We start from the raw sequence: 23,094 nt of genomic DNA on the forward strand, positions 1-23,094 counted from the left end.
AAGAGGTGGACGCCCTCACCACGAGCCGCCACCACGGGCGTGGCCTGGCGAAGGTGCGGCGACAGTGCAGTCATGTACGTCTCCCGGGCCTCGGTGTTCGGTCTGCTGCGGAATGCTGCGGTCTTCCGAGCATCTCGGCGGAGCAGGGGTGCGCCAACGCGCGATCTGTCCGGCCGGGAGGCGACATCCGGACGTTGTGTCAGCCTGACCGGGGGCGTGCCGGGCACCGATCACCCGCGGGCCCGCTCTTGCGCAGGTCAGAGACGCTTGCCACAGTGGCCGGGCACTCCCCCGGGCTACGGGCCGCGAGCAGGAAACCCTTGGAGAGACCGTGAACGACGCCGACCCGGCCGGTCAGGGGCCGACCCGTCCGCTCACCGTGGCCGATGTCCTGGCACTGCCCGTCCTGGCCGCCGGACGGCCCCACGTCGTCACCGGCGTGCCGCACCTGGACCGGCCTGTCCGGTGGGTCCACATCACCGAGCTGACCGACCCCGCGTCGTTCCTCAAAGGCGGTGAACTCGTCCTCACCACCGGAATGCCCCTGCCGCAGGACGCGGCCGGCGTACGCCGGTATGTCGACGAACTCGCGGACATCGGGGCAGCGGCCCTGGTCATCGAACTCGTACGCCGCTACCACCGCCCACCCGACAGCCTCGTCGACGCCTGCCGCCGCCGCGGCCTGCCCCTCGTCACCCTGACCGAGGACGTCAACTTCCTGGAGGTCACCCAGGTCGTGCACGCGCTGCTGCTCGGCAACCAGGCGGAGGCGATGCGCCGCACACAGCGCATCCATGAGGCGTTCACCGCCCTGACCCTGCGCGGTGCCGGTCCGGAGGACATGGTGCGGGCGGCGGCGGAGATGAGTGGGCGCACGGTCGTCCTGGAGAACCTGGTGCACCAGGCCCTGATCTGTGAGCCGTCCGGGCTCTCCGTCGAGGAAGCACTCGCCGACTGGGAACAGCGCTCCAGGGCGACCGGCCCCGGCGACAGCACGGCGGTCGGTGGTCCGGAGGGCTGGCTCACCGCCTCCGTCGAGTACCAGGGCGAGCGCTGGGGCCGCGTGGCCATGCTCCCGGCGCGCACCGAGGCGGCAGCGTTCGGACCGGAGGACGTCATCCTGCTGGAGAGGACCGCGATGGCGCTGACCGTCGCGCAACTCATCCACCCCACTCCATGGGAACGCACTGCGCACCGGAACGCCCTGCGCGACCTGGTGGAGCAGCGCCACCGCTCCGCGGAGGACGCCCGCGCCCGCTGCTCCGCACTGGGCCTGCCGACCGATCGACGCCACTTCGTCGCCATCTCGGTGGACCTGCGCGCGAGGGAAGGGGGAACCGAGGTCGAGTCCCGTCTGTTGCAGGAGCTGAGAACGGCGGGCGTGGCCGCCCTCGTCGGCGAACTGGCCCCCGACCGCCTCGGCATCCTGCTGGCCCTGCGCGCTTCCCAGACCTGGCGCCCCATCGTCGAGCGTCTGTCCGGCACGGTGCTGAGCCTGGCCCCGGGGGCAGTCGTGAGTGTCGGCTCCGAGGTCACGGACCTCATCGGCGCCGCCCGCTCGTTCGGCGAGGCGGCCCGGGTCGCCGAAGCCACCCCACCTCACCAGCCCCTCCCGCCGGAGCGCTCGTTCCACGAGCTGTCGGACATCGGTCTGCGCCGCCTGCTGTACGCCCTCCGTGCGGACGCCCGGATCCAGGAGTACACCGAACGGCAGCTCGGGCGGCTCATCGACCACGACACCCAGCACGGCACCGACCTGCTGACGACCATGCGCCACTACCTCGACGCGGCCGGCAACAAGACGACCGCGGCTCGCCGGGGCGGCCTCTCCCGCGAGACCCTGTACCAACGTCTGCGCACGATCGAGCGTCTCCTCGCCCGTGACCTCGAATCTGGCGAGCAGCGCACCGAACTCCACGTGGCTCTCACGGCACTCGATGTGTGGCGAGCGGGCTGACGGACATGACGCAGCGGCGCGTATTCCTCGCGTCGGACATCGGGGGGCCGTCACACCGAGCGGTCCGGACCCGGGATCGCGCCGGGGATCACGCCGCGGCCAGGGACCGTTCACGCGGCCGATCCGCGCCCTCGCCTCCGCCGCAGTGGCACCGCGACGCCATCTACGGCGCTGGGTCGCCGGCACCGTGGTCGGCCGGCGTCTGACGGCCACCGGACGGGCTGACCTCGTCGAGCGGCGGGCCACCCGCTCACGGACGGGCCCGCCCGCGCCAGCGAGGTCCCCGGACCGCGTCGGAGCGCCGTGGAGCGGGGGCCGATCTAGGCTGGAATCGGCCGCTGGAAACCAGCCCTGACGGGCGTGGCTGTGCGGACGGAGGCGTGGCGGGTGGAGATGGCCGACAAGCAGGACGCGTCCACGGCCGTTGCCGTGGTGGACCCCGACGGCAGGGTGAGCGGCTGGAGCGAGGGGGGCCGGCTGCTGTTGGGCTGGACGGCGGAGGATCTGGTCGGACACCCCGTGACCGATCTGCTGGTCGATCCAGCCCCGCCCGGCTTCCCCCAGGGTTACGGTGCCGGCCCCGACCCCACGGGGTTCGTCCTTCTGCGTCACCGGGACGGCTCCACGGTGGACGCCGTGGTAACGGCTCACCCGCTGTTCGGCCCCGACGGGCGGACACTGGGCCAGGTGATGACCGTCCAGCGGTGGGGACGCCGCCCGGTGATCGCCGACCGGGCCTTCGAGCAGTCTCCGTTCGCTCTGGGTGTCTACGACCCTGAGCTGCGGTTCCTGTGGATCAACGCCTCCTCGGGCCGGGTCATAGCGCACTCCGAGGAACAGGTGCTCGGTAAGAAGTACCGCGAGGTGCTCCCCGAGTTCGACCGCACGCTCTTTCCCGAAAGAGACGACAAGCCCTACACCGACGCTCTGGCCGAAGTGGCGAGAACCGGCAGGGCCACGCGTCTCATCACCGTCTTCCGCCCACGCGGCAGCGACTACGCCAATGCCTGGGCCACCAGCATATGGCCGGTCCGGGATGCCGCGGGCAGGGTGCGCGCGGTGGCCAACTGGGGCTTCGACATGAGCGCCGAGTACTGGGCTCGGCAGCGCCTGCTCCTGCTCAACGAGGCCAGCGGCGGCATCGGCCGGACCCTCGACGTGGTCGGCACCGCCCAGGAACTGGCCGGGACCCCGGTGCCGGGATTCGTCGACCTCGTCACCGTGGATCTCTTCGACGAGGTGCTGCGCGGCGAGGAACCCCCTTCCGTGCCCGCGCTCACCTCCGGCAGGCCCATCGTGCTCAGCCGTGCCGCCCGGCACAGCGCGAAGGAGGACACCGACCGGGCTCCGGGGCCTCCTGTGCCGGTCAGTCACCCTGCCGATTCCGTCGCAGCCCGCTGCATGGCCACCGGCAGGTCCGCGGTCGAGCTCGCCGCCGAGCCCGGCCAGGGCGGCGAATGGGCCTTCGGGCCCGGTCTCGCCGCCGATCCTGCGCACTGGCCACCGGGCAATCCGATGATCGACGCGTCCATCGCCGCGGACGGGCTGACCGGCCGGATCACCGTGCCGCTCCGGGCCCGCGGCGCGCTGCTCGGCGTCGTCGCCTTCTCCCGCCTGGACCGGCCCGAGGCCTTCACCGCCGACGACCTGATCCTCGCCGAGGAGCTCACCGCCAAGGCAGCGGTCGCCGTCGACAACGCCCGCCGCTTCTCACGCGAACGCACGACCGCGCTGACCCTGCAACGCAGTCTGCTGCCGCAGGGACTGCCGCACCAGGAGGCGGTCGCGGTGGCCTCCCGCTACCTGCCCGCCGGCACCGACACGGAGGTGGGCGGCGACTGGTTCGACGTCATTCCGCTGTCCAGTGCCCGGGTCGCGCTGGTCGTCGGCGATGTCGTCGGCCACGGCCTGCACGCCTCGGCGAGCATGGGCCGGCTGCGTACGGCCGTCCGCACCCTCGCCGACGTCGACCTGCCGCCGGACGAACTCCTGACCCACCTGGACGACCTGGTCCTCCACCTCACCGCCGACGGTCGGCCCACCGGCCCGTTCCAGCAGACCGGCGAAACCGGCGCCACCTGCCTGTACACCGTCTACGACCCCGTCTCTCGGCGCCTCACGCTGGCGAGTGCCGGCCATCCCCTGCCGCTGATCATCTCCCCGGACGGCACCAGGACACCCGTGCCCGGCCACCCCGGACCGCCGCTCGGCATCGGTGGTCTGCCCTTCGAGGCCACCGAGCTCGAACTGACCGAAGGCAGCCTGCTCGCCCTCTACACCGACGGACTGATGGAGAGCCGCGCGCGCGACGTCGACCAGCGGACCAACGAACTGCAGCGAGTCCTTGACCACTCGGCCACCTCACTGGAGGCCCTGTGCGACACCGTCGTCGACGCGATGCTCCCCGCACACCGCACCGACGACGCGGCGCTGCTGCTCGCTCGCACGCACGCCCTGGATCCCCACCACGTCGCCGACTGGGACATCGAACCCGACGCCGCTGAAGTGCCGCGCGCAAGGAAGCTCGCCGTCGACCAGGTGGACGCCTGGGGCCTGGAGGAAGCGGCGTTCGTCACCGAGCTGGTCGTCAGCGAGCTGGTCACCAACGCCATCCGATACGGCGAGCCGCCGATCAGGCTGCGCCTGATTCGCGATGCCTCCCTGATCTGCGAGGTCTCCGACGCCAGCAACACCGCACCGCACCTGCGCCGAGCGCGTGACTTCGACGAGGGCGGCCGGGGACTGCTGCTCGTCGCCCAGCTCACCCAGGGGTGGGGCACCCGGCACACCACCAACGGCAAGACGATCTGGTGCGCGCAGGACCTCCCGCGGCCTGAGCGACACTGATCATCCGAGGCTGCTGGCGAGGGCGATGGGCGGGCCGGACGAGAGTCGGCGGTGTGGCGTGTCAGATCGGCGGGTCGGCGCGTCGGGCGAGGAGGAGTGCGACGTCGTCGTCGGGTTCCCGGTTCAGGGTGTCGAGCAGGATGTCGCACGTTTCCTCCAGGGAGGGACGGGTGTCCTCAAGGAGGCGGCGCAAGGTGTTCAGTCCGGTGTCGATGGGGGCGGTGCGGGATTCCACGAGTCCGTCGGTGAACAGGGCGAGTACCGCCCCTTCCGGGAGTTCTCGCCGACTGGAGGTGAAGGGCACACCTCCCACCCCCAGGGGTACTCCGGCTGCGATGTCCAGGAGCACGGCCGTCCCGTCCGGGTCCACCAGGACGGGCGGGAGGTGGCCGGCGCGGGAGATCTCGCACAGGCCGCGCCGGGGGTCGCAGACGACGTAGAGGCAGGTGGCCAGCGTGTCGGCGTCGCCGAGCGAGGTGGCGATGTCGTCGAGGTGGGACAGCAGCTCCGCCGCGGGCAGGTCGAGCCGGGCCAGGGCGCGGGTGGCGGTGCGGAGCTGCCCCATGATCGCCGCGGCCTGGACGCCCTTGCCCATGACGTCACCGACGACGAGGCCGACCTTGCCGTCCCTGAGCGGCAGCACGTCGAACCAGTCCCCGCCCACCTCGCTCACCGCGGGCAGATACCGGGAGGCCACCTCCATCCCGGCGGGCCGCGGTGGTTCCCGGGGGAGGATGCTGCGCTGGAGGGTGAGCGCGGTGGCGCGTTCGCGCCCGTACAGTCGGGCGTTGTCGATGCAGATGGCGGCGCGTGCGGCCAGTTCGGTGGCGAGGGTGAGGTCCTGGTCGTCGAACGGCTGGTGGTCGGCCGTCCGGTACAGGCTGAGCGTGCCCAGCACCTCTCCCCGGGCCACCAGAGGAACGGCCAGGTAGGAGTGGACGCCGGCCCGGTGCAGCCGGTCTGCGGCCGCGTCGTCCCGGGCGACCCGCCGCAGCGTCCTGGCGTTCACATGGCGCAGGAGGATGGGCCGTGCCTGCCGTACGCACTGGGTGATCACCTGGGGCGAGGTGTACGACGCCGGCTCGTCCGCCCCCTCCGCGGCCTTGAAGGCGTCGGCGGGACGGCCCGCCGTCAGGGCCAGCGCCTGGAAGGCCGCAGGGTCGCCCGGCCGTACGCCGCCCGTGCCGCCGTGGCCGGCGGCCGAGTCGAGTACGTCGACGGCCGCGAGGTCGGCGAGCTGCGGAACGGTGACGTCCGCGAGTTCCTGTGCCGTACGGCGCAGGTCCAGCGTGGTGCCGATGCGAGCGCCGGCATCGGCGATCACCGCCAGACGTTCCCGCGCCTGCTGCACCTCGGCGGACGCCCGCTGCCGTTCGGAGATGTCGAGGATCGCCATCGCCAGGCCCAGCACGCGCCCGCTGGAGTCCTCCAGCCGGTGATAAGACTCCGAGTATGCGTGGTCCTGGCTGTCCGCGGCGGTCCGGCCGATAGTCTGCCGGTCCAGCAACGGCTCACCCGTTTCGAGGACCTGCCGCATCCGCGCCTCGATGGCCTGGACGTCGAGCGTCGGCAGCACCTCGCCGACACGGCGGCCCAGCACCGCCTCCTCCGGAACACCGTTGATGCGCTCCAGCGACGGGTTGACGCGCACCCACCGCAGGTCCGGGTCGAACACCGCGATGCCCACCGGCGACTGGTTGATCAGAATGTGGGAGAGCGCCAGATCCCGCTCCACGGTCCGTACGGTCTCCGCGTCGATGCCGAGGCCCAGGGCATGGATGTCGCCGTGTGCGTCGCGCAGTTGCATGGTGCGGAATTCCACGCGGCGCGTCCACCCGCGTCTGTGCCGCATCGGGAAGACGCCGGCCCAGCGTGCCCCGGTGCGTACGTGCCGGAACAGCTCGCGGGCCCGTGACCTGTTCTCCGGTGCCACCAGCAGCGCGCCCGCGTCCTGGCCGAGCGCCTCGCTCGCGCAGTAGCCGAGCAGCGACTCGGCCTCGGGGCTCCACAGCACGATCCGGCCGTCGCTGCCCAGGACCAGGGCGGCGACCTTCAGCAGATCGAGCAGTCCCCCGGGCGCGGCGGTGACACCGTCCCCCTGCCGACCGCTCCCGGCCCGGCTCTCTCGCTCAGGCATACCGGACACTCCTTCCGGCAGCAGCGTAGGAAAGGACCTGTGCCTGTTCCGCCGGGCCACGTGTCAGTCATACCTCTGCCCATCAGGCACCGCACCCCATGACCGCACGATCGACAGCCTCGCGGGTGCCCGAGGGGCAAAGGCGGCGGCCGACACCGTCGCCTCGATGGAGTCGGTCGTCTGCCGAGGGGGCCCGGGTGTGCACGAACGTGCGGGGTCAGTGGGTCAAGGCGCCAGTGCGGTGGCCACCCGAGCCAGGCGCTCGGGAGACAGGGCGAAGGAGTTTGCGGGGTTGCGGAAGGAGTACTCGCCGTCGTTCACGGAGAAACCGAACCCGGCTGTCGTCCAGCGCGCCGGGCCGGCAGCCCCTTGATCCTCCAGGAGAGCGGAGGCGAGGGCCTCGGGGTCTTCCACGGTGGTGCGGGCGTGCAGCGCATCCGCCAGGCGGCCGACAGCGTCGTCGGGTACGGCGTCGTCGCCGAACGCGGGCAACAGGAGCAGCAGGCGGGAGTGCGGATCTGTGGTGCTGCCGCCGGGCAGCACGTTGTCGGCTGCCGCCACGAGTTCGGGCCAGGACAGGCCCGGCCCCATGAAGTGCCCGTCATCCCTGGCGAGGAGTAGGGCCTGGTCCCAGTCGGGGTGGTGGAGGAGGTAGTCGGTTCCGGTGTCGTCCGGGACGGTGTGGTGGACCACGTGGAGACGGTGATCAGCAGCGAGCGGAACCGTGAACGCCGGCCACTCCCCCCGCTCCCACAGCCGCCGCTGGAAATCTTCGGCCGCGTCATGGTCCGCGCCGAACAGCAGCTCCTCGGCCTCCTCGCTCTGGACACACGAGGAGAGGTGCCCCAGCCAGAAGAGCGGTGCGTCGAGGAGCCCGGCCCGGTACGCGAGGGGGCCAGTGTCATAGCCGACTATCCGGGCAGGCTGCAGCTCTGCACTGTTCGTCACGGGAACATCATGACGCCCTGATGGGCCTCGCGTACGGCCTTCAGTTCGACCACCTCGTACACCTCGTGCGACCGGGTGCAGGTCGGCCATGGCTCGTGCTCCGGCCACAGCAGCGGACCGCCCACCGCGCCGAGCGGGCCGGACGGACAGCACGTCAGGCTGGCGGCCTGTGACGCTGACCGTGGCCTCCCGGTCCGCCGGCGGCACCTCGACCGTCAGGCGGCGCCTGCCGCCGCAGCCAGGATCCGGGCCAGCTCGGCAGGCTTGGTGACCATGGGCCAGTGTCCTGAGTCGATATCGGCGAAGTCCACCTGCTTGGCCCGGGCGAGCTCCGGAACATCACCGGCCTCGATACACTCCTGAGCCTGCGCGGGCGTGAACTCCGGGCACACGACCAGGACCGGAACGTCGAACCGCCGAGCGTCCTCCAGCCGCACCACACCCTGGGCCACTGCCTGCGGCACCGGAATCGCGGCAGCCGCCAGCTCCCGCCTGGTCTCGTCGTCGAGGTCCGCGGCGTCCGGCCCCTCGAACGGGCCCCAGCCCGGGAAAGGCATGACGCCGTTCCTCACCTCGAAGAAGTCGGCGTACGGCTGGCCATGGGAGGACGGGAAGCCGCCGATGAGAGCGACCTTGGCCAGCCGCTCCGGCCGCCGGTCGGCGGCCAGCCAGGCGAGCGTGCAGGCGGCGGAATGCCCCACCACCATGACCCGGCCGGGCACCGCGTCCACCGCGGCGAGCACCGCCTCCACCTGGTCGTCGAGCGTGGCGGACGACGAGCCGTCCCCCTGGCCAGGGAGGGTCAGCGGCACAGGACGGTGGCCGAGCGCCTCCAGCTCGGACGCGACAGGGCCCCACACGGACCCGTTCAGCCACAGGCCGCCGACAAGCATGACGTTCATGATCAGTTCCCCTTCTTCTGCTGTACGGATGTCACCGTAGGAGGAGATCCGGACGATCTACTGCCGGTTTCTTCGGCGAGCGTCCCAGCGTCCTGGGGCGAAGTCCGTCGGCGGTCACAGCCAGGAACAGCCCCGGCCACCCTCGCCCCACGGGGCCGGCGCATCCCAACGCACACTTCTGACTCCGCGGCTCATTGAACGCATTAGCCTGCTACCGTGCCGAACGATCTCAGCCCCACCGCGCGAGCACTGCGCACCCTGGAGATCATCCAGGGCCGCCCCGGTACGACGGCCGACGACCTCGCCGTACGGCTGGGTGTCACGGAGCGAGCCGCGCGCCGCTACGTCGGGATACTTCGCGAGGCCGGCATCCCCGTGGAGTCGGCCCGTGGGCCGCACGGCGGATACCGGCTGGGGCGCGGGACGCGGCTGCCTCCCGTCCATTTCACGCAGGCCGAGGCCCTCGGCCTGGTGATGGCCGTACTCAGCGGCCAGCCGAGCGCGGCCGGCGCCGATGACCTGGTCGGCACCGCCCTGGGCAACGTCGTCAAGGCTCTGCCGGACAGCGTCGGGCACCATGCGGCAATGCTGCGGGAGTACGCGTCGGCCGCACCGGACCCGTACGCGACCCGCCCCGATCCGGCCATCACCAGCGAGCTCGTCGCTGCCGTCGCGGACCGGGACCGGGTGTTGATCACGTATCGCACCGAGCACGGCAGCGAGTGGGAGGCGGAGGCGGATCCCTGGTCGCTCGTCGTCCGTCACGGCCGCTGGTACCTGCTGTGCCATTCCTACCGCGCGGACGCGATCCGCACGTACCGGGCCGATCGGATCCGTTCGGTTCGGCGGACCGGCGACGGGTTCGAACCGCCCGAGGGGCTCGATCCGGTGGCGGTACTGGAGGAGAACCTGGGTCTCGGGTGGGAGTTCTCCACCCGCGTGGTGTTCGACCTGCCGCCGGCCGATGTCGCCCCCTGGGTCCGGCCGCCGATGGGGCGGCTTGCACCCTTGGGGGATGGATGCGTGCTGGTCGGAAGCACACGCAATCCAGCCATGTACGCGCAGGAATGGCTGGCGAGGCTGCCGTTCGCCTTCCGCGTCGAGGGCGGCGACGAACTGCGTGCCGCGGTCGTGGATCTCACGGCACGTCTCACCGCCGCCGTGGCAGACCAGCCCCGACAGCGCCCTTAGAACGTGCCCTACTTGGCGAACGCACGGCCGAAGAGCGGCCCTCCTGCGGCGCCCCCAGGGCCGAGGGCCCGAACGAGGTGATGTTGTTCGTGCTCAGCCCGGCCTTGGAGCCCCGGAACAGCCACACCGCGCCGGAGTTCTCGTACGTACCGTCCTCCTTGGGCGCGGCGACGGCGAGGTCGGCGCGGTCGTTGGCGTTCACGTCGAGCAGCGCGACGTTGCCACCGAACTCGTCACCGGCCTCGGAGGCCCCGGGTACCCCGGAGTCGGACCGGTCGAAGGCTTGGGCATCGGTGCCGCTCAGCCCGGAGGCGCCACCCTTCAGTAGGACGACCGAACCGGCGTCGCGTATGGAGCCGATGTCCTCGCCGGGGACGCCGACTGCGATGTCGGGGTAACCGTCACCCGTCACGTCACCCGCGCTGGAATGTGTCGGCAGGGCCTGCGACACGATCAGGGGGTGCGCGGTGTCGGCGCCCGCCGAGGAGCCGAGGACGAGGCGACGTAACCGGCGAACTCGACACCGGAGACGGTGGCCTCGGGCGCGGCGGTCGCGAGGTCGCCGAAACCGTCGCCGTTGAAATCGGCGGTCGGTGCCTTCGGGACCGCGGCGGCCGGAGCGGCGACGGCGAGCGGGGCGGCCAGCAGCGTGGCGGCCGCGCGGCACGCGACCGTGCGACTGCCCGTACGAGCGGTGGTGCCGGGGCTCGTACGACGGCTGGTGCGAAGAGGCACGCATACTCCAGGAGTCGGATGAGGGGATGCCGGTTGTTCACATCCGGTCGTTCGACCATCGAGAGTGCACAACGGTTGCCGCGTTTCACCGTCTTCCTGGACGACGCCGTGGACGCGCCGGCCTGCATCACCACGTGCGAGGTGTGCGGCTGACCTGTCCTCATCTGCGTGCGGGGACACCGGTTGTGCCGGTCCGGTGCCGCAGTTGTGACGGACCCCGCCCGAGCCGGGGTGCGGGCCGGCCCAGGAGATAGCATCACGCACTTCTGCCCTCTACCCCACCATGCTCAGGAGTCCCCCCATGAACCACACCCCCGGATTCCCCTTCTCCCGCCGCGGCCTCATACGCGCCGGCGCCGGCGCCTCGCTCGCCGCGCTGGGGCTGGGCGCCGGCGCGCAGACGGCTTCCGCGGCGGTGGCCGGCACCAAGCGGTTCGATCTCACGGAGCCGTCGTACGACCTGTTCCGGTCCAAGGACACCCACGGTGCGCGGGTCCAGCAGAGCTTCGCCTTCGACTGGGTGAACAAGTTCCTCTTCGTGGCGACCAAGCGGAGTGGCAGCTCCGAGTCCGCCGGTGACCTGTGCATCAACAAGATGGACTTCGACGGGAACTACATCTCGTACATGCACCTCAACGGCTTCGGTCACGGCGTCGCGTTCGCCGCGCTGCCGAGCGGTTCCGGTACCGAGTTGTGGATCGAGTGCGCCGCGAACAGCAGCGGCTACGGCACCGCGCTCACCCCGGTCACCTACACCGCCGGCACCACGCTGAGCTCACCGGCCGCCTCGGCCGCATACCGGCCGATCGCGGGAGCCACCGAGTACACCTGCTCCGTCGACCCGGTCTACCAGCGCATGATCGTGCGCTACCACACCAGCTCCGGCAAGCGCATCGCCGTGTACCCCCTCTCCGCGTTCGAGACGGGCAACTTCGGCTCACCGCTGGTCGACTTCAAGCAGCCGACGATCTCCGGCACACCGCAGGGCTACGCGTTGTACGGCTCGTACATGTACTACCTGACGGGTGACGCGTACCCCGGCGACGGCACTCCCAACGGCGACGGCAACACACACGTCACCAGCATCGACATCAACACAGGCACCGTGAAGCAGGGGCCCGTCCTCACCAAGGCCGGCTCCACACTGCACCACCGCGAGCCCGAGGGTCTGGCGATCTACCGCACCGACGGCGGTGAGGCCCGCCTCTTCATCGGTTTCGCCACCGGTGTGGAGGGCGACCGGCGCTCCAGCATCTTCTACAAGAACGCGCTGATCTGAGCCGTTCCGGTCCGGGCCGGGACCGGCCCGCTGCCCGGCTCCCACCCGCGCACCGCGTGCGGTGGGAGCCGACGCCCACGTCCGGCGCACCAACATTCCTCGCTGCTCGACCAGCGGTTCAGCCGGCTGCCGGTGCAGCTCCGCGCACGGCCGCCGTGGGTCGCGGCAGTCGCGGGGCGGGCCAGGTCGGGTTCCATCGCCAGGCCGACCATGCGGCGGCGTCGCCGAAGGGGCCGCCTCGTTCGGCGAGCATCGTGAGGACTTCCTCGCGGGCCGCCTCCACGGCCCGGTGCTCGGTGTCGGTGTCGGTGTCGGTGACGATGCCGAGCCGCCGTACGTGCGCGTACTCGTCCTCGTCCTTCCACTGCCAGTTGGTCAGGTCGCGGTCGACGACCAGGTCCACGGTGAGGTCGAAGGTGTCGAAGCCGTCGCCGGTACGGACGGTGGGGCGTTCGAAGTTCACGTACCAGTTGCGCAGCCCGCCGTCGGTGTAGAAGGCGTTGACGCTGAGTAGGTGTTTTTGAAGGTTCGCCTCAGGCCGCCCGTTCGTGATCATTAGGCTGTCGGCATGGCTGAGGGCGAGAGCGCGGCGGTTGTCGAGACTGACATCGATGACCTAGGCGGGTCCAGGACTCGTGTATGGGTGGAGCGGAGTCTTCGTCCTGGGGACCGGGTCTGTGCTGTGGCAGCGCTGCGAGGAGGCTGGACATCGCAGATGCGTCGCCTCGATGTTGAGGGGGAAGGTGAGCCGTATTCCCTCGTGCTGCGGTCTTTCGTCAAACCGTTCTTCGTAAGGCACGCCCTGGGACTGCTGACGCGGGAAGCGGACATCCTCCGTCTGCTCGCGGACACGAACGTGCCGGCCGCTCGTCTTCATGGCGTTGACGCGGCAGCGGAGCACTGCGACCATCCGTCGCTGCTGATGTCGTTGCTTCCAGGGAGTCTCAGACTGGGCGGGGAGGACATCGAGCGGAAAACAGAACTCCTGGCCCGGCAGTTGGTGGCGATCCACGGGGTGCTCGTTCCAGAAGGAGCCCGGCCGCGCACCTATCAGGCGTGGACCAGCCCAGAGCGGGTGCGGCTTCCCGAGAACTCGAAACAGCCGGAAGTGTGGCAGCGTGCCGTGGAGGTGATCCGACAGCCGCCGCCAGCCTACCGGCCTCGCTTCCTGCACCGGGACTTCCATCCCGGGAACGTGCTCTTCGCTGGAGAAGGAGCCGATCTGACGATCACGGGTGTCGTGGACTGGGTGGAGACGTCGTGGGGGCCCGCTGACCTGGACGTGGCCCACTGCTCCACTGCGCTTGTTCTGCTTCACGGAGTGCCCGTCGGAATGCGGCTTGCGGATCACTACGTCGCAGCCGGTGGAACGCTCAGCGACGACCCTGCTGATCACCTGTACTGGCGTGTGCTGGATGCGCTGGCCTTCGCACCGGACGCGGAGAAGGTCGCCGAGCCCTGGCGGGAACTCGGGAGGGAAGATCTGACATCAGCCGTTCTCGCCCAGCGCTTGGAGGAGTACCTTCAAGCGCTCTTCAGCCAGTACGGCTGAAGACTCGGTGGTCAGCGTCGTCCGGCGGCAGCCTGCGCTGCTGGTGTCCTAGCTAGTGATTCGTAGCGCTCATCGAGGCCGCAGGGCGCACGCCCTCCGACGCACTCATCGCGGCCATACACGACTGGGTCAATAAGAGGCGGCGTCAGCACGGGACGGACGACAGGTCGAAGGCTGGCGCCGAGTAGGACCACCGTCATCCAGCTGTCGGCGTCTTCCGGGTCCACTGACTCGTTCGGGGGCTCTTGCGGGTGAGGCGCCTGGTCATCATGGTGATGAGTGCCCAGTTCAGGTGTGCTTCGGAGTGCTGGGGCAGGCGTTCGTAGTCGCGTGCGTTGCGGCGGGCGTTCATGCACCAGCCGATCGTGCGCTCGACTTTCCAGCGGCGGGGCAGCACGACGAAGCCCTTGGTGCCTTTGGGCCGGGAGACGATGCGCAGGGTGAGCCAGAGGCGTTCGCGGGCCCAGTCCACGAGGTCGCCGGCGTAGCCGCGGTCGGCCCAGATCTGGGTGATCTGCGGCTGGGTGAGGCGCAGCCGCCAGAAGACATCGCGGGCGGCGTCGCGGTCCTGGATGTCGGCGGGCGTCACCGTGATCATTACGGGCAGGCCGAGTGTGTCGACGGTGATATGTCGTTTGCGGCCGTTGATCTTTTTCGCGGCGTCGCAGCCGCGGCTGTTGCGGCCGACGGTGGAGGCTCCCTTGACCGACTGGGAGTCCACGATCAGCGTCACCGGGTGGGGGCAGCGGCCCTTGCCGGTACGGATCCGGCGGCGGAGCTGGTCACGGATGTAGGTGACGACTCCGGCCCGGTTCCACCTCCAGAAGAATCCGTAGACGGTCTCCCAGGGTGGGAAATCCGCAGGCAGGGCCCGCCATTTCGCGCCGTTGTCGACGATGTAGCGGATGCCGTCGACGCTCTCCCGCCTGGGCCACTTCTCCGGGTGGCCGCCGGTCTTGGTCTGGCAGGCCGGGATAGGCAGCAGGGGTTCCAGGAGAGCCCATTCGGCGATGGAGGTGTCGGGCGGGTAGCGGCGGCGACGCGTGGTAGCGGGCATGGCGGGCTCGGCAGAGGTGATTGGGGGAGGGGGCTATTTGGCGAGCTGGGCGAGGGTGGCGCGGACGCCGGTGAGCTGGGCGGTGGCGAGCTGGGCCCATTCGTCGTCGGGGTAGCGGGCCAGGTGCGGGTCGAGCGTGCCCGTGATCACCTGGGTGAGGCGGCCGAGGATCTGCCGGAACTGGCGCTTGTCGTACTCGATCCAGTCCGCAGGGTCGTCGGAGAACATGAACCCGTCGCGTCGGGTCCAGGTGATCGGGGTCAGGTTCTCGGCGGCGACGACGTCGCGGACGTGCCGGATGCCACGGCCGATCTGCGAGCGGGTCAGGCGGGTGGCGGCCATGAGCTGGTAGGTGTGCAGGCCCGCGGGGCGTGCTTCCATCAGGGCGACGCGGACCAGGTCGCGGTAGTACTCGGCCAGCGGCCGGGCCTCCCGGCGCCGCGGCACGGCTACTCCTCGCCTGTGAGTAGCTGGACCAGTTGCTCGTCCAGGGTGAACTCGCCGTTATCGAGCGCCTGGGCATCTCCGCCGCATGCGTCTTCGAAGCTCGCGGATCCGTACCGAGCAGAACGCACGTCCAAGCGTAGACGCCCTCCCCCTCACGTGCAGGGCCTCTTGCGTGCATGCAGGCGGACCCCCCTCACCGCTGTGGCAAGCGGTCCGCTGTGTCCGGCTGGGTGGCCGCCCAGGCTGCGGCGACCAAGGGGCGGTGTATGTCGGCCCGTCGGATGCAGACGGCGATGGTGAGATGGTCGGGTGCGGATGAGATGGCCACCTGTCGAAGTCTCGCGTGGAGCCCGCTGTGCTGGAGGACGAGTTCGGGGATGATGCCCGTGCCGTATCCCAGGGCGACCAAGGTGAGCAGCGCTTCATGGCCGTCGGTTTCGGCGGCGATGTGCGGATGGATTCCCAGGTCTCGGAACCACTGGTCTGCGGCCGCACGTACGAGTCCCTGGCGTGGCAGGACGAAGGGCTCCTCGGCGGCGGTGAACTCCTGGTGGGCCGGCGGGGACCCGGTCTGGACGAGGACGAGCGGGGTCTGTGTGATCTGGCGGGCGAGCACGGTGGCGGGGATCCGGGCGGGGAGGGCCGCGACGGCAAGATCGGCCTCGCCCTGGTCGAGCAGGGCGAGGGCGGCAGCGGCGTCGCCGGTGCGTAAGGAGACGGTCACGCGCGGGTGGGCGGCGCGCAGAGGGGTGAGCAGTTCGGGCAGAAGGGTGTGGCATGCGGTGACGGAGGCGAACACCCGTAGGTGTCCGTCGACTTCGTCGACTGCGGTGCCGTCGCTGCGGTAGCGGGCCCAGAGGTCCAGGGCTTCGGCTGCGTACTGGCGGAAGGCGCGGCCGTGCGTGGTCAGGGACACCCCGTGAGGGCCACGGTCGAGGAGGTGATGTCCGGTGACGGCCTCGAGGCGCTGCACGGTGCGGGAGAGCGTGGCAGGGCTGACATGGCAGTCGGCTGCGGTGCGGGTGAAGCTGAGCGTTTCCGCGAGGTGGAGAAAGAGCCGGTACTGGTCGTGGTCCTGCACCTTTCACCTTTCGCAATGCCATGGTGCGTAAGTTGCTGTTGCCGTAAGGCCTGTGGCGAGTCTACAAACGGGACATGCCACGAAGCGATCCCGCACGTTCTCTTCCTGCCTGGTACTTCTCCGAATATGCGCCTGTCGGCATCGACCTGGGCAGCAGAGCCGCGGTCGCTGCCTACGACCGCAACCAGGGTACGGATCCGCTGGCTGACGATGCGTTACTCGACCGTCTTGGCGTCACCGATGGCACCCGGCTGATCGATCTCGCGTGCGGTACCGGCTCACTGACCGTCCAGGCCGCACGGCGCGGGGCCGTCGCACACGGCGTGGACGTATCCGCGGAAATGCTGGCCTTTGCCAAGGCGCGGGCCGATCGGTTCGATGTGGCCCCGCAATGGCACCACGCCGGTTTTCTCGACTACACCCACCAGGGCCCTCTCGCCGACGTGGTGACCACGAAGTCGGCCCTGCACCAGCTCCCGGACTTCTGGAAACAGCAGGCGCTGGTCAACGCGGCCGAGATGCTTCGCGCCGGCGGGTTCTTCTACCTGTGGGACGTGATCTTCAGTTTCGAGGCCTCCAGCGCAGAGACACATCTGCGGGATTGGATCGCTGCCGCGGGCCGCCCGGACGGCGAGGGATTCACCAGAACCGACTTCGAAACCCATGTCAGGGAGGAGTTCTCCACCTATGCGTGGATCGTCGAGGGCATGCTCCGTCGAGCGGGGTTCGACATCGTCTCCCGCGCCTTCCCTCGTCCTACTCATGCCGAATTCTGCTGCCGCCGCCGGTGACCGCGCCCACCGTGGCCGGCGGCCCGACAACGTCTCCTGGTGGCGAGCGCGGCCGGGCGGTTGCCAACGTGGCACGTCCGCATCCGCATCCGCCGTCGTCGACGCTGCTCGATCAGGCGTGTCCTGTACCTGACGAATCGGGGCAGCGCAGGCCAAGGCCGGAACAGCCGCGCGATCTCGCCCAGCCCCTGTCCTGACTGTCGGGCTGCTCGTCGGCGAACGTTGTCCGTGTGCGCCGGGTCCAGCGATCACGGCAGCAAGCCCGGCATGAACATGCATTCCCGCCTGGCTCCATATCCGCTTTGTTGTAGTTACGATTCATTTCGTGCCTACTTTGAGGCGACAGCGACGCGGTCGTCCGTACGGTGACCGATGGGACGCTGTCCGACTGTCACCGGTGATCCTCACCCTCCTCATCGGCGCGCTGGCGTTCGCGACACCGAGAGGCATCGCCATCAGCCGTCTGCTGCCTGCCGCGCCCGCCCTGGCCGCCTCGATGTGGCCCGTGCTGCCCACGATCCTCCTGGGGGGGTTCTGCGCACTGATCATGCTGGGCCTGGGCCTCGTCTACAGCGACCTGGGGACTCCCTACACGGCGGCTGCGATCGCCGCCGTCACCCTGGCGGCCGCCTACGCGAGCCATGTCCGGCTCCGGCGGGAGGAGACCCTTCTCCAGATCCGACTCGTGGCCGACACCGCCCAGCAGGTCCTGTTCCGACCGCTGCCGAGCCATCTGGGAGGCATCGAGATCGAATCACTGTACGTCGCGGCGCAGGCCCAGGCGCGGATCGGCGGTGACTTCTACGAGGCGGCCGAGACACCTCACGGCGTCCGGCTGCTCCTGGGGGACGTACGGGGCAAGGGCCTGTCCGCAGTGGGTGCGGCCTCCGCGCTGATCAGCTGCTTCCGGGAGGCGGCACACGACGAACCCGATCTGACGAGCGTCATCCGGCGTCTGGAGACCAGCATCGGCCGGCACAGCGCCGCCCACCCCTCCCAGGACCTGCCGGAGCGGTTCGCCACCGCTCTGCTCGTCGAGATCCCGCGCGGCGGCGGCCATGTCACACTCCTCAACTGCGGGCACCCGCCACCGCTGCTCGTGCACCGGGGCGAGACGTACGTCCTGGAGCCCAGTGAGCCCTCGCCGCCTCTCAACCTCGCGGCACTCGTCCAGGACAACTACCGGACCGACACCGTGCCCTTCGCCCCGGGCGATCAACTCCTGCTCTACACCGACGGCGTGACGGAGACCCGGGATCACGGCGGCGAGTTCTTCCCCCTGCAGGACTGGATGCGCGAGCAGAACCCGGCGGTCGCTTCACCCCACGGGCTGCTCAGCCGACTGCATCAAGACCTGCTCCGCTTCAGCGGCGGACGACTGAACGACGACATCGCGGCCCTCGCTGTGCGATACCCGAGGTCCGACCCCGTTGAGGCGGGGCAGTAGCGGCTCCCCGCCCAACCTCCTGGGTCGGGGCTGCAGAGGGTGGGTTCGTCGTCATGCCCGCCGCAGGCGGATCCGCACAACGTCAACGTGGCTGCGAACCCGGGCCCGCAGGGTCGTACGGAACCCAGTGGGTGCCGTACGACCGCGGTGCGGGCCTGCACCCCGATGGGGGCCCATGATCACGCCCGGGCAGCGGGGGGGAGGGGCAGGAGTCGCCGGAAGGCGGGGACGGCAACCGCGGCGACCACGACGTGCATGACCATCAAGGCGACGGCGGCTCCCCAGCTGGTGCCGGGCCGGCTGTCGGTGACGCCGACCATGACGTCCGGGACCAGACTCACGATCACAACAGCGGGGACGAGGACCCGCAGCAGCCGTGGCTCCCCCGGGGGGGGCCGCACTGCCCTGTCCGGGGCGCCCACCGCGCGTATGGGGTCACGGATGGAACCGCCACCGGCCTTCGGAAACGACATCCATCTTGCCGTCCCTGACGCGAACCGCCGTCTCGTCGTCGATGAAGTAGATCGGGAAGTCGGCGCGCTCGGCGATGCGATCGGCCCAGGCATCGTCCCGCTCGGGGAAGTCCGCCGAATACAGGTGCGGCTTGAGGTACCAGTCGAAGAGGCCGAACGGGGGCTCCACGATCGTCGCGCCTAGCACATTGAGGTCCTTGGTGTCCCCGATGACGTCGGCGGAGCGTCCGGTGAGATGACGGCTGAAGATCATCGATCCGGCGCTGAACCCGACGTAGACCCGACTCTCGAGGGCCTCCAGGAAGCCGTCGGCCAGGCCGTTGCCGGTGATGCTGCGCGCGAGGTGGTACTGGTTGCCGCCCCCGGCGTAGATGACGTCGGCGTGCAGCAGTCGCTCGAGCACCGTCTGCCGGGGCAGGCCGTTCAGCTCCAGGACGTCGAACTCCCGCCAGCCCAGGCCGCACAGCCGGTTCATGTCCGCGACCAACCACTTGTGGTCCCCCGGCTCGGCGACGGACGCCGTGGGAACGTACACGACGTTCGCCGATCCGAACGGCCTGCCCAGCATCTCCCGCAGCGCATCCCGCAGCGTCTCGTTACGCAGACCACTCGCCGTCAACAGAAGGTTCATCGGGCGAGCCAAGCACGACCCACGACACCCGCGCAACGAACTCGGGAATCAACACCGGGGTCATCGCGTGATACTGATGACCGGTCATGTGCGTGCCAGCCTCTGAGGCCCGATGGCGGTGTCGCGAACATACGGCATCGCTGCGGGCTTCGGGGTGGTCGCTCCTGCATGACGTGACCGTCTTCCGCGCCCCCCGCGAGCGGCGCGGCAGGCTCAGTCCGTTGGACGGCCCGTCCGGGGCCATGGCCGACCGGTCATCCGCTCGATGTCGGTGTTGAACTGCTCCAGATCGCCGATGAAGCGGTCGAGGCGCTCCGTCGTCCAGGCACCGAGGGTCTCGTCCAGGCCGGATGCCGTTCGTCCCGCTCCGCCCTGAGTCGGCCGATCCCCTCCTCGGTGATGCGGAACTTGTGCACGATACTGCCGCTGGGATCGACCGTACGCTCGACCAGGCCGTTCTTGAGGAGCGCGGCGGTCTGGCGGTTGAGCGTGGAGGACGCGAGACCGAGCGCCTCGACGAGGTCGGGAATCGACAAGCCATCTCCCTGTACATGGTCCCCGAGGTCTTCCGCGACCTGAACGACGTCCTGCCGCTGCCCGCCGCGGTCGACGTGGTCGACGTGGTCGACGTGGTCGACGTGGTCGACGTGGTCGACGTGGTCGACGTGGTCCACGCCGCGGTCTACTTCGACGGTGCCGGCATCGGCGGCCACCTGGCGACGAGCGTGGGCTGGGGCGCCGTGTGCCTGTTGCTCAACGTGGGCATCGACCGGTGGGCGGCCCGCCGTGCGCCCGAGCCCGACACGGACGAGGACGGCGGCTTGGGCACTCGGGCAGCCGCTCAGAAAACCGAGAAAACGGCCCTGGCCCTGATCGGTGGCACCGCCGCCCCCTCCCGCCGTGGACGGAGGCGGACCGCGCGCACACGTTCCTGACAGGGCGCCATCGCTCGCAAAACCCTGCCCCTGAGGTACGAGAAGCCTTCAGGGGGCGACGGCCACGACATCCGAAGCCGCCGCCCCGCGCTTCTCCTTTGCCTGGCACATCCGACCTGTGGCTTCCTGCACCTCCAGCATCAGCGCCTGTCTGTGGGTGCGGGAGGCATCCGGCGAATGGACGCGCCTGGAATGTGCACGTGACATGACGCCGCAGGTCGCTCCCGGCCAAGGACGTTGCGAGTGTGAGCATGCTCCGTCTACTACAGTTCAGCGTGGGCCGTGACTGGCGCTGAGGTGGAGCACCACCGGGGAGCGGTCTGACGAGACGTCGTTGCCGTGCGCCTGGGCGAGTGGTCAGCAACGCCTGGAGGGCAACGATGTCCGCGACTCGGACGGCCCAGCTCATGGAAGGCACCAACCTCGCCAAACGCATCGTCGGTGAGGCTGCCGCCAAGGCGGCGGAGATCTCACGACGCGCGGGGACCAGTCCTTGCCTGGCAACGGTACTGGTGGGAGAGGATCCCGCGTCGGCCACGTACGTCCGCATGAAACGAGCGCGCTGCGCGAAGGCGGGCATCCGGTCCCGGCATATCGGTCTGCCCGCCACCACCACGACCGCCGAACTGATCGATTCCCTCGCGGGCCTGTCCAGCGATCCGGAAGTGCACGGGATCCTGTTGCAGCACCCCTGCGGCCCGCACATCGACGAGCGAGCGGCGTTCGAGGCCATCGCTCCGGAGAAGGACGTCGACGGGGTCACGATGCATTCCTTCGCCGCGATGAGCTTCGCGCTGCCGGGCTTCGTGTCCTGCACTCCGGGCGGGATCATGCGGTTGCTGGAAGCGTACGACGTCGAACTCGCGGGCAGGCACGCCGTCGTGGTGGGTCGCAGCGCGATTCTCGGCAAACCGGCCGGGATGCTCCTGCTCGCCAAGGACGCGACGGTGACGTACTGCCACTCCCACACGGCCGACCTGTCGGCGATCGTCGGGGAAGCGGATGTCGTGGTAGCAGCCGTGGGACGGCCTCAGCTGATCCGCGGTGAGGACATCAAGCCTGGCGCGGTCGTGATCGACGCCGGCTACAACCCGGGCAACGTCGGTGACGTGGACTACGACACCGCCCTCACTCGAGCTCGTCTGATCACTCCGGTTCCCGGTGGCGTTGGACCGATGACCATTGCCGTCCTGCTCGCGCAGACCGTGGATGCCGCCGCGAACCAGCTCGGCATGCAGCAGCGCTGACGCTTCGCCAGTCCGGCGATGCCGTGTCAGCAATGTTGTCGCTCAGAGCGAGCGCTCGTGTGTCTGCCTGGCGGGCGTTTCCCGCTGATGGCGGCTCGCTGCCTATGCGGGCGGTGAGCCGCCGAGAGGCGTGGTCCGCGGATGCGTCAGCCGGCCTGGTAGGTTCTGCGGCCCGGGCTCGGGTGGTGGCAAGGCGGTGGGAGTCGGATCCGGTCGCGATGATGCTGCCATTCGGCCCGGTTCCCGCCGATACCGTCCAGCCCGGCGAAGCGGCAGCCTTCCCACCGCACACTGGCCGAGGACCCGGTGCTCTCCCCGATGCGGCACTGCTGCTGAGGTTTTCGGCTAGGGTGACGATGACCTCGCTGGTGGGGGTGTCATGAGGGCTCAGCGGGAGCAGGTGGCGTTCGAGGCCGCCCGGCTATTCGCTCAAGGGTGACGCTGCCGCAGGTCGCAGAGCGATGCCCCAGGAAGGCCTTCGGGAGAAGGACCTCCCTTCGTTGCCGGACGCGGCACACCAACAACTTGGCGGGCCCGTTGATGCAGCAATGCTCGAGCTGATCGCGGCCCGCAGTCGGCTGACCGTCTTCTGCTTCTGACTGTCAAGGGGGGAGTTACGGGGATGGCGACCACGGCTGCCGCGTTGGTTCTGCGAGGAAAAAGGCGTACGGCGCTCCGCCTGGATGGTCAGGTGGTGGTACTTCGGAGGTCCGCCGAGGAGCTCCGCATACCGTTGGAAGCGATGGCGGAGGTACGGGTCGAGGGGCGCGCCATCGAGATCGAACTGTGGGGTGGAGCCGAGGCGGTGGTCTACCGCGTCGAGGGGGTCTCGGAGGCGGGCGCTGCCGCGTTCGGGCAGGCGGTCGGTCGGTTGCTGCCGACGCCCGACGGTGACGCCGAACCCGTGGACGGTCTGTCGCTGGTGGACGTGCGTCCGCTGCCGGGCCGCGAGGGGTGGCTCTCCGGAGGCAGGCTGGTCGCTGCGGTGGGCGCCCTGTTCTATGCCGGGCTGGTGGCGGCCGTGGGCGTGGCCGGGGGCGGGGGAAAGGTGGCTGCACTGCTCGGCGGTTCGGTCGCGCTGTACGCCGGGTGTTTCATAATCTATGCCGGGGGCCGGGCACAGGTGGCGGACTGGCGACTGAAACGGCGCGGCGTCACCGTCGTGGCCCAGTTCTCGCACTACACCAACAAGTGGCGGGTGTACACGTACACGACGGTCACCGGCCAGAGCTACACGTACCAGACAACCGGCAGTGGCACGGACCCGATCGAACTCACCTACGACCCCGCGCGACCCGGTTATGCAAGGGTGGGCGTCAGCCTCCAGGACACGCTGATCATGGTCCTCATCCTCGCGATCCCAGGCTTCGTGGCGGTGGTGGGCATCTTCCTAGTCGGTCACGCGGTCGCCGCACTGCGGGGCGGCGGGTGACAGCC

23 protein-coding genes and 1 riboswitch are annotated in these 23,094 nt (G+C 69.9%); of the genes, 10 read left to right on the plus strand and 13 right to left on the minus strand.

Translation table 11 applies throughout. The features are described from left to right. Nucleotides 1-331: 331 nt before the first annotated feature. Both ACFU5F_RS03020 and ACFU5F_RS03025 read left to right on the plus strand, forming a co-directional pair. Nucleotides 332-1,957 (plus strand): PucR family transcriptional regulator, encoded by a 1,626-nt coding sequence (locus ACFU5F_RS03020; RefSeq protein WP_383881056.1) that lies wholly within the window; start codon nucleotides 332-334, stop codon nucleotides 1,955-1,957. A 393-nt stretch (nucleotides 1,958-2,350) separates the two neighbouring features. After that, a complete protein-coding gene (locus tag ACFU5F_RS03025) occupies nucleotides 2,351-4,804 on the plus strand; it encodes a SpoIIE family protein phosphatase (protein WP_383881573.1) in 2,454 nt (817 codons plus the stop codon). A 61-nt stretch (nucleotides 4,805-4,865) separates the two neighbouring features. Here ACFU5F_RS03025 and ACFU5F_RS03030 read toward each other — a convergent pair whose 3' ends face one another. The 4 genes from ACFU5F_RS03030 to ACFU5F_RS03045 all read right to left on the minus strand — a co-directional run bounded on the left by ACFU5F_RS03030 (nucleotide 4,866) and on the right by ACFU5F_RS03045 (nucleotide 8,791). Further along, nucleotides 4,866-6,941, minus strand: a complete 2,076-nt coding sequence (locus ACFU5F_RS03030; RefSeq protein WP_383881059.1) for a SpoIIE family protein phosphatase — start codon at nucleotides 6,939-6,941, stop codon at nucleotides 4,866-4,868. Between the two features lie 225 nt (nucleotides 6,942-7,166). Further along, a complete protein-coding gene (locus tag ACFU5F_RS03035; protein WP_383881061.1) occupies nucleotides 7,167-7,889 on the minus strand; it encodes a hypothetical protein in 723 nt (240 codons plus the stop codon). After that, on the minus strand, nucleotides 7,886-8,014 hold the full coding sequence (locus tag ACFU5F_RS03040; RefSeq protein WP_383881064.1) for a hypothetical protein: 129 nt from the start codon (nucleotides 8,012-8,014) through the stop codon (nucleotides 7,886-7,888). The genes ACFU5F_RS03035 and ACFU5F_RS03040 overlap by 4 nt, the downstream gene beginning before the upstream one ends. Before the next feature lie 90 nt (nucleotides 8,015-8,104). Continuing rightward, a complete protein-coding gene (locus tag ACFU5F_RS03045; RefSeq protein WP_383881067.1) occupies nucleotides 8,105-8,791 on the minus strand; it encodes an alpha/beta fold hydrolase in 687 nt (228 codons plus the stop codon). Between the two features lie 216 nt (nucleotides 8,792-9,007). Between ACFU5F_RS03045 and ACFU5F_RS03050 the strand changes: the two genes are divergently transcribed. Then, on the plus strand, nucleotides 9,008-9,982 hold the full coding sequence (locus ACFU5F_RS03050) for a helix-turn-helix transcriptional regulator (RefSeq protein ID WP_383881069.1): 975 nt from the start codon (nucleotides 9,008-9,010) through the stop codon (nucleotides 9,980-9,982). On the opposite strand, the gene ACFU5F_RS03055 is transcribed toward ACFU5F_RS03050, so the two are convergent. After that, nucleotides 9,942-10,433 carry an FG-GAP repeat protein gene (locus ACFU5F_RS03055; RefSeq protein WP_383881071.1) on the minus strand — a complete coding sequence of 164 codons (492 nt, stop codon included), beginning with the start codon at nucleotides 10,431-10,433 and terminating at the stop codon, nucleotides 9,942-9,944. The genes ACFU5F_RS03050 and ACFU5F_RS03055 overlap by 41 nt on opposite strands. A 2-nt stretch (nucleotides 10,434-10,435) precedes the next feature. Then, nucleotides 10,436-10,717: an FG-GAP repeat protein gene (locus ACFU5F_RS03060; RefSeq protein ID WP_383881075.1), complete on the minus strand. Its 282-nt coding sequence runs from the start codon at nucleotides 10,715-10,717 to the stop codon at nucleotides 10,436-10,438. A gap of 301 nt (nucleotides 10,718-11,018) precedes the next feature. On the opposite strand from ACFU5F_RS03060, the gene ACFU5F_RS03065 reads away from it, so the two are divergent. Further along, complete coding sequence (locus ACFU5F_RS03065) at nucleotides 11,019-11,996, plus strand: teichoic acid biosynthesis protein C (protein ID WP_383881078.1); 978 nt, start codon at nucleotides 11,019-11,021, stop codon at nucleotides 11,994-11,996. 118 nt (nucleotides 11,997-12,114) lie between these two features. On the opposite strand, the gene ACFU5F_RS03070 is transcribed toward ACFU5F_RS03065, so the two are convergent. Next, on the minus strand, nucleotides 12,115-12,552 hold the full coding sequence (locus ACFU5F_RS03070) for a DUF402 domain-containing protein (RefSeq protein WP_383881081.1): 438 nt from the start codon (nucleotides 12,550-12,552) through the stop codon (nucleotides 12,115-12,117). Nucleotides 12,553-12,564: 12 nt separating this feature from the next. On the opposite strand from ACFU5F_RS03070, the gene ACFU5F_RS03075 reads away from it, so the two are divergent. Then, on the plus strand, nucleotides 12,565-13,548 hold the full coding sequence (locus tag ACFU5F_RS03075) for a phosphotransferase family protein (RefSeq protein WP_383881084.1): 984 nt from the start codon (nucleotides 12,565-12,567) through the stop codon (nucleotides 13,546-13,548). A 196-nt stretch (nucleotides 13,549-13,744) separates the two neighbouring features. Here the strand turns inward: ACFU5F_RS03075 and ACFU5F_RS03080 are convergent, their stop codons facing one another. The 3 genes from ACFU5F_RS03080 to ilvY all read right to left on the minus strand — a co-directional run bounded on the left by ACFU5F_RS03080 (nucleotide 13,745) and on the right by ilvY (nucleotide 16,133). Continuing rightward, nucleotides 13,745-14,605: an IS5 family transposase gene (locus ACFU5F_RS03080; RefSeq protein ID WP_383881087.1), complete on the minus strand. Its 861-nt coding sequence runs from the start codon at nucleotides 14,603-14,605 to the stop codon at nucleotides 13,745-13,747. 33 nt (nucleotides 14,606-14,638) lie between these two features. Further along, the gene (locus ACFU5F_RS03085; protein WP_383881089.1) at nucleotides 14,639-15,052 is read right to left on the minus strand and encodes a hypothetical protein; all 414 of its coding nucleotides are present in this window, start codon (nucleotides 15,050-15,052) and stop codon (nucleotides 14,639-14,641) included. Nucleotides 15,053-15,245: 193 nt separating this feature from the next. After that, a complete protein-coding gene (gene ilvY / locus ACFU5F_RS03090) occupies nucleotides 15,246-16,133 on the minus strand; it encodes an HTH-type transcriptional activator IlvY (protein WP_383881092.1) in 888 nt (295 codons plus the stop codon). Nucleotides 16,134-16,207: 74 nt separating this feature from the next. Here ilvY and ACFU5F_RS03095 point away from each other — a divergent pair, with 74 nt between their 5' ends. Continuing rightward, on the plus strand, nucleotides 16,208-16,924 hold the full coding sequence (locus tag ACFU5F_RS03095) for a class I SAM-dependent methyltransferase (RefSeq protein ID WP_383881094.1): 717 nt from the start codon (nucleotides 16,208-16,210) through the stop codon (nucleotides 16,922-16,924). Nucleotides 16,925-17,321: 397 nt separating this feature from the next. Further along, nucleotides 17,322-18,371, plus strand: a complete 1,050-nt coding sequence (locus ACFU5F_RS03100) for a PP2C family protein-serine/threonine phosphatase (RefSeq protein ID WP_383881096.1) — start codon at nucleotides 17,322-17,324, stop codon at nucleotides 18,369-18,371. Between the two features lie 179 nt (nucleotides 18,372-18,550). On the opposite strand, the gene ACFU5F_RS03105 is transcribed toward ACFU5F_RS03100, so the two are convergent. From ACFU5F_RS03105 to ACFU5F_RS03115, 3 genes are all read right to left on the minus strand, one after another. After that, nucleotides 18,551-18,712 carry a hypothetical protein gene (locus ACFU5F_RS03105; RefSeq protein ID WP_383881099.1) on the minus strand — a complete coding sequence of 54 codons (162 nt, stop codon included), beginning with the start codon at nucleotides 18,710-18,712 and terminating at the stop codon, nucleotides 18,551-18,553. Between the two features lie 94 nt (nucleotides 18,713-18,806). Then, entirely contained in the window at nucleotides 18,807-19,475 is a 669-nt protein-coding gene (locus ACFU5F_RS03110) for a Type 1 glutamine amidotransferase-like domain-containing protein (RefSeq protein WP_383881103.1), read from the minus strand. A gap of 254 nt (nucleotides 19,476-19,729) precedes the next feature. Then, nucleotides 19,730-20,011 (minus strand): MarR family transcriptional regulator, encoded by a 282-nt coding sequence (locus ACFU5F_RS03115; protein WP_383881106.1) that lies wholly within the window; start codon nucleotides 20,009-20,011, stop codon nucleotides 19,730-19,732. Nucleotides 20,012-20,026: 15 nt separating this feature from the next. Between ACFU5F_RS03115 and ACFU5F_RS03120 the strand changes: the two genes are divergently transcribed. The 3 genes from ACFU5F_RS03120 to ACFU5F_RS03130 all read left to right on the plus strand — a co-directional run bounded on the left by ACFU5F_RS03120 (nucleotide 20,027) and on the right by ACFU5F_RS03130 (nucleotide 23,089). Further along, the gene (locus ACFU5F_RS03120; RefSeq protein WP_383881109.1) at nucleotides 20,027-20,410 is read left to right on the plus strand and encodes a hypothetical protein; all 384 of its coding nucleotides are present in this window, start codon (nucleotides 20,027-20,029) and stop codon (nucleotides 20,408-20,410) included. A gap of 272 nt (nucleotides 20,411-20,682) precedes the next feature. Further along, a riboswitch (ZMP/ZTP riboswitch) is annotated at nucleotides 20,683-20,768 on the plus strand. A gap of 22 nt (nucleotides 20,769-20,790) precedes the next feature. Then, a complete protein-coding gene (locus ACFU5F_RS03125) occupies nucleotides 20,791-21,657 on the plus strand; it encodes a bifunctional 5,10-methylenetetrahydrofolate dehydrogenase/5,10-methenyltetrahydrofolate cyclohydrolase (protein ID WP_383881576.1) in 867 nt (288 codons plus the stop codon). Nucleotides 21,658-22,399: 742 nt separating this feature from the next. Beyond that, complete coding sequence (locus ACFU5F_RS03130; RefSeq protein WP_383881111.1) at nucleotides 22,400-23,089, plus strand: hypothetical protein; 690 nt, start codon at nucleotides 22,400-22,402, stop codon at nucleotides 23,087-23,089. Nucleotides 23,090-23,094 lie beyond the last annotated feature (5 nt).

It is taken from the genome of Streptomyces sp. NPDC057438 (assembly GCF_042802995.1).
Taxonomy (GTDB): Bacteria; Actinomycetota; Actinomycetes; order Streptomycetales; family Streptomycetaceae; genus Streptomyces.

What these genes read in the sequence shown, in the direction of transcription:
- ACFU5F_RS03025 (WP_383881573.1), top strand. Translation starts at nt 2,351, where the DNA reads ATGGCCGACAAGCAGGACGCGTCCACGGCCGTTGCCGTGGTGGACCCC.
- ACFU5F_RS03030 (WP_383881059.1), bottom strand. Translation starts at nt 6,941, where the DNA reads ATGCCTGAGCGAGAGAGCCGGGCCGGGAGCGGTCGGCAGGGGGACGGT.
- ACFU5F_RS03045 (WP_383881067.1), bottom strand. Translation starts at nt 8,791, where the DNA reads ATGAACGTCATGCTTGTCGGCGGCCTGTGGCTGAACGGGTCCGTGTGG.
- ACFU5F_RS03065 (WP_383881078.1), top strand. Translation starts at nt 11,019, where the DNA reads ATGAACCACACCCCCGGATTCCCCTTCTCCCGCCGCGGCCTCATACGC.
- ACFU5F_RS03070 (WP_383881081.1), bottom strand. Translation starts at nt 12,552, where the DNA reads ATGATCACGAACGGGCGGCCTGAGGCGAACCTTCAAAAACACCTACTC.
- ACFU5F_RS03075 (WP_383881084.1), top strand. Translation starts at nt 12,565, where the DNA reads ATGGCTGAGGGCGAGAGCGCGGCGGTTGTCGAGACTGACATCGATGAC.
- ACFU5F_RS03080 (WP_383881087.1), bottom strand. Translation starts at nt 14,605, where the DNA reads ATGCCCGCTACCACGCGTCGCCGCCGCTACCCGCCCGACACCTCCATC.
- ACFU5F_RS03095 (WP_383881094.1), top strand. Translation starts at nt 16,208, where the DNA reads ATGCCACGAAGCGATCCCGCACGTTCTCTTCCTGCCTGGTACTTCTCC.
- ACFU5F_RS03110 (WP_383881103.1), bottom strand. Translation starts at nt 19,475, where the DNA reads ATGAACCTTCTGTTGACGGCGAGTGGTCTGCGTAACGAGACGCTGCGG.
- ACFU5F_RS03120 (WP_383881109.1), top strand. Translation starts at nt 20,027, where the DNA reads ATGGTCCCCGAGGTCTTCCGCGACCTGAACGACGTCCTGCCGCTGCCC.
- ACFU5F_RS03125 (WP_383881576.1), top strand. Translation starts at nt 20,791, where the DNA reads ATGTCCGCGACTCGGACGGCCCAGCTCATGGAAGGCACCAACCTCGCC.
- ACFU5F_RS03130 (WP_383881111.1), top strand. Translation starts at nt 22,400, where the DNA reads ATGGCGGAGGTACGGGTCGAGGGGCGCGCCATCGAGATCGAACTGTGG.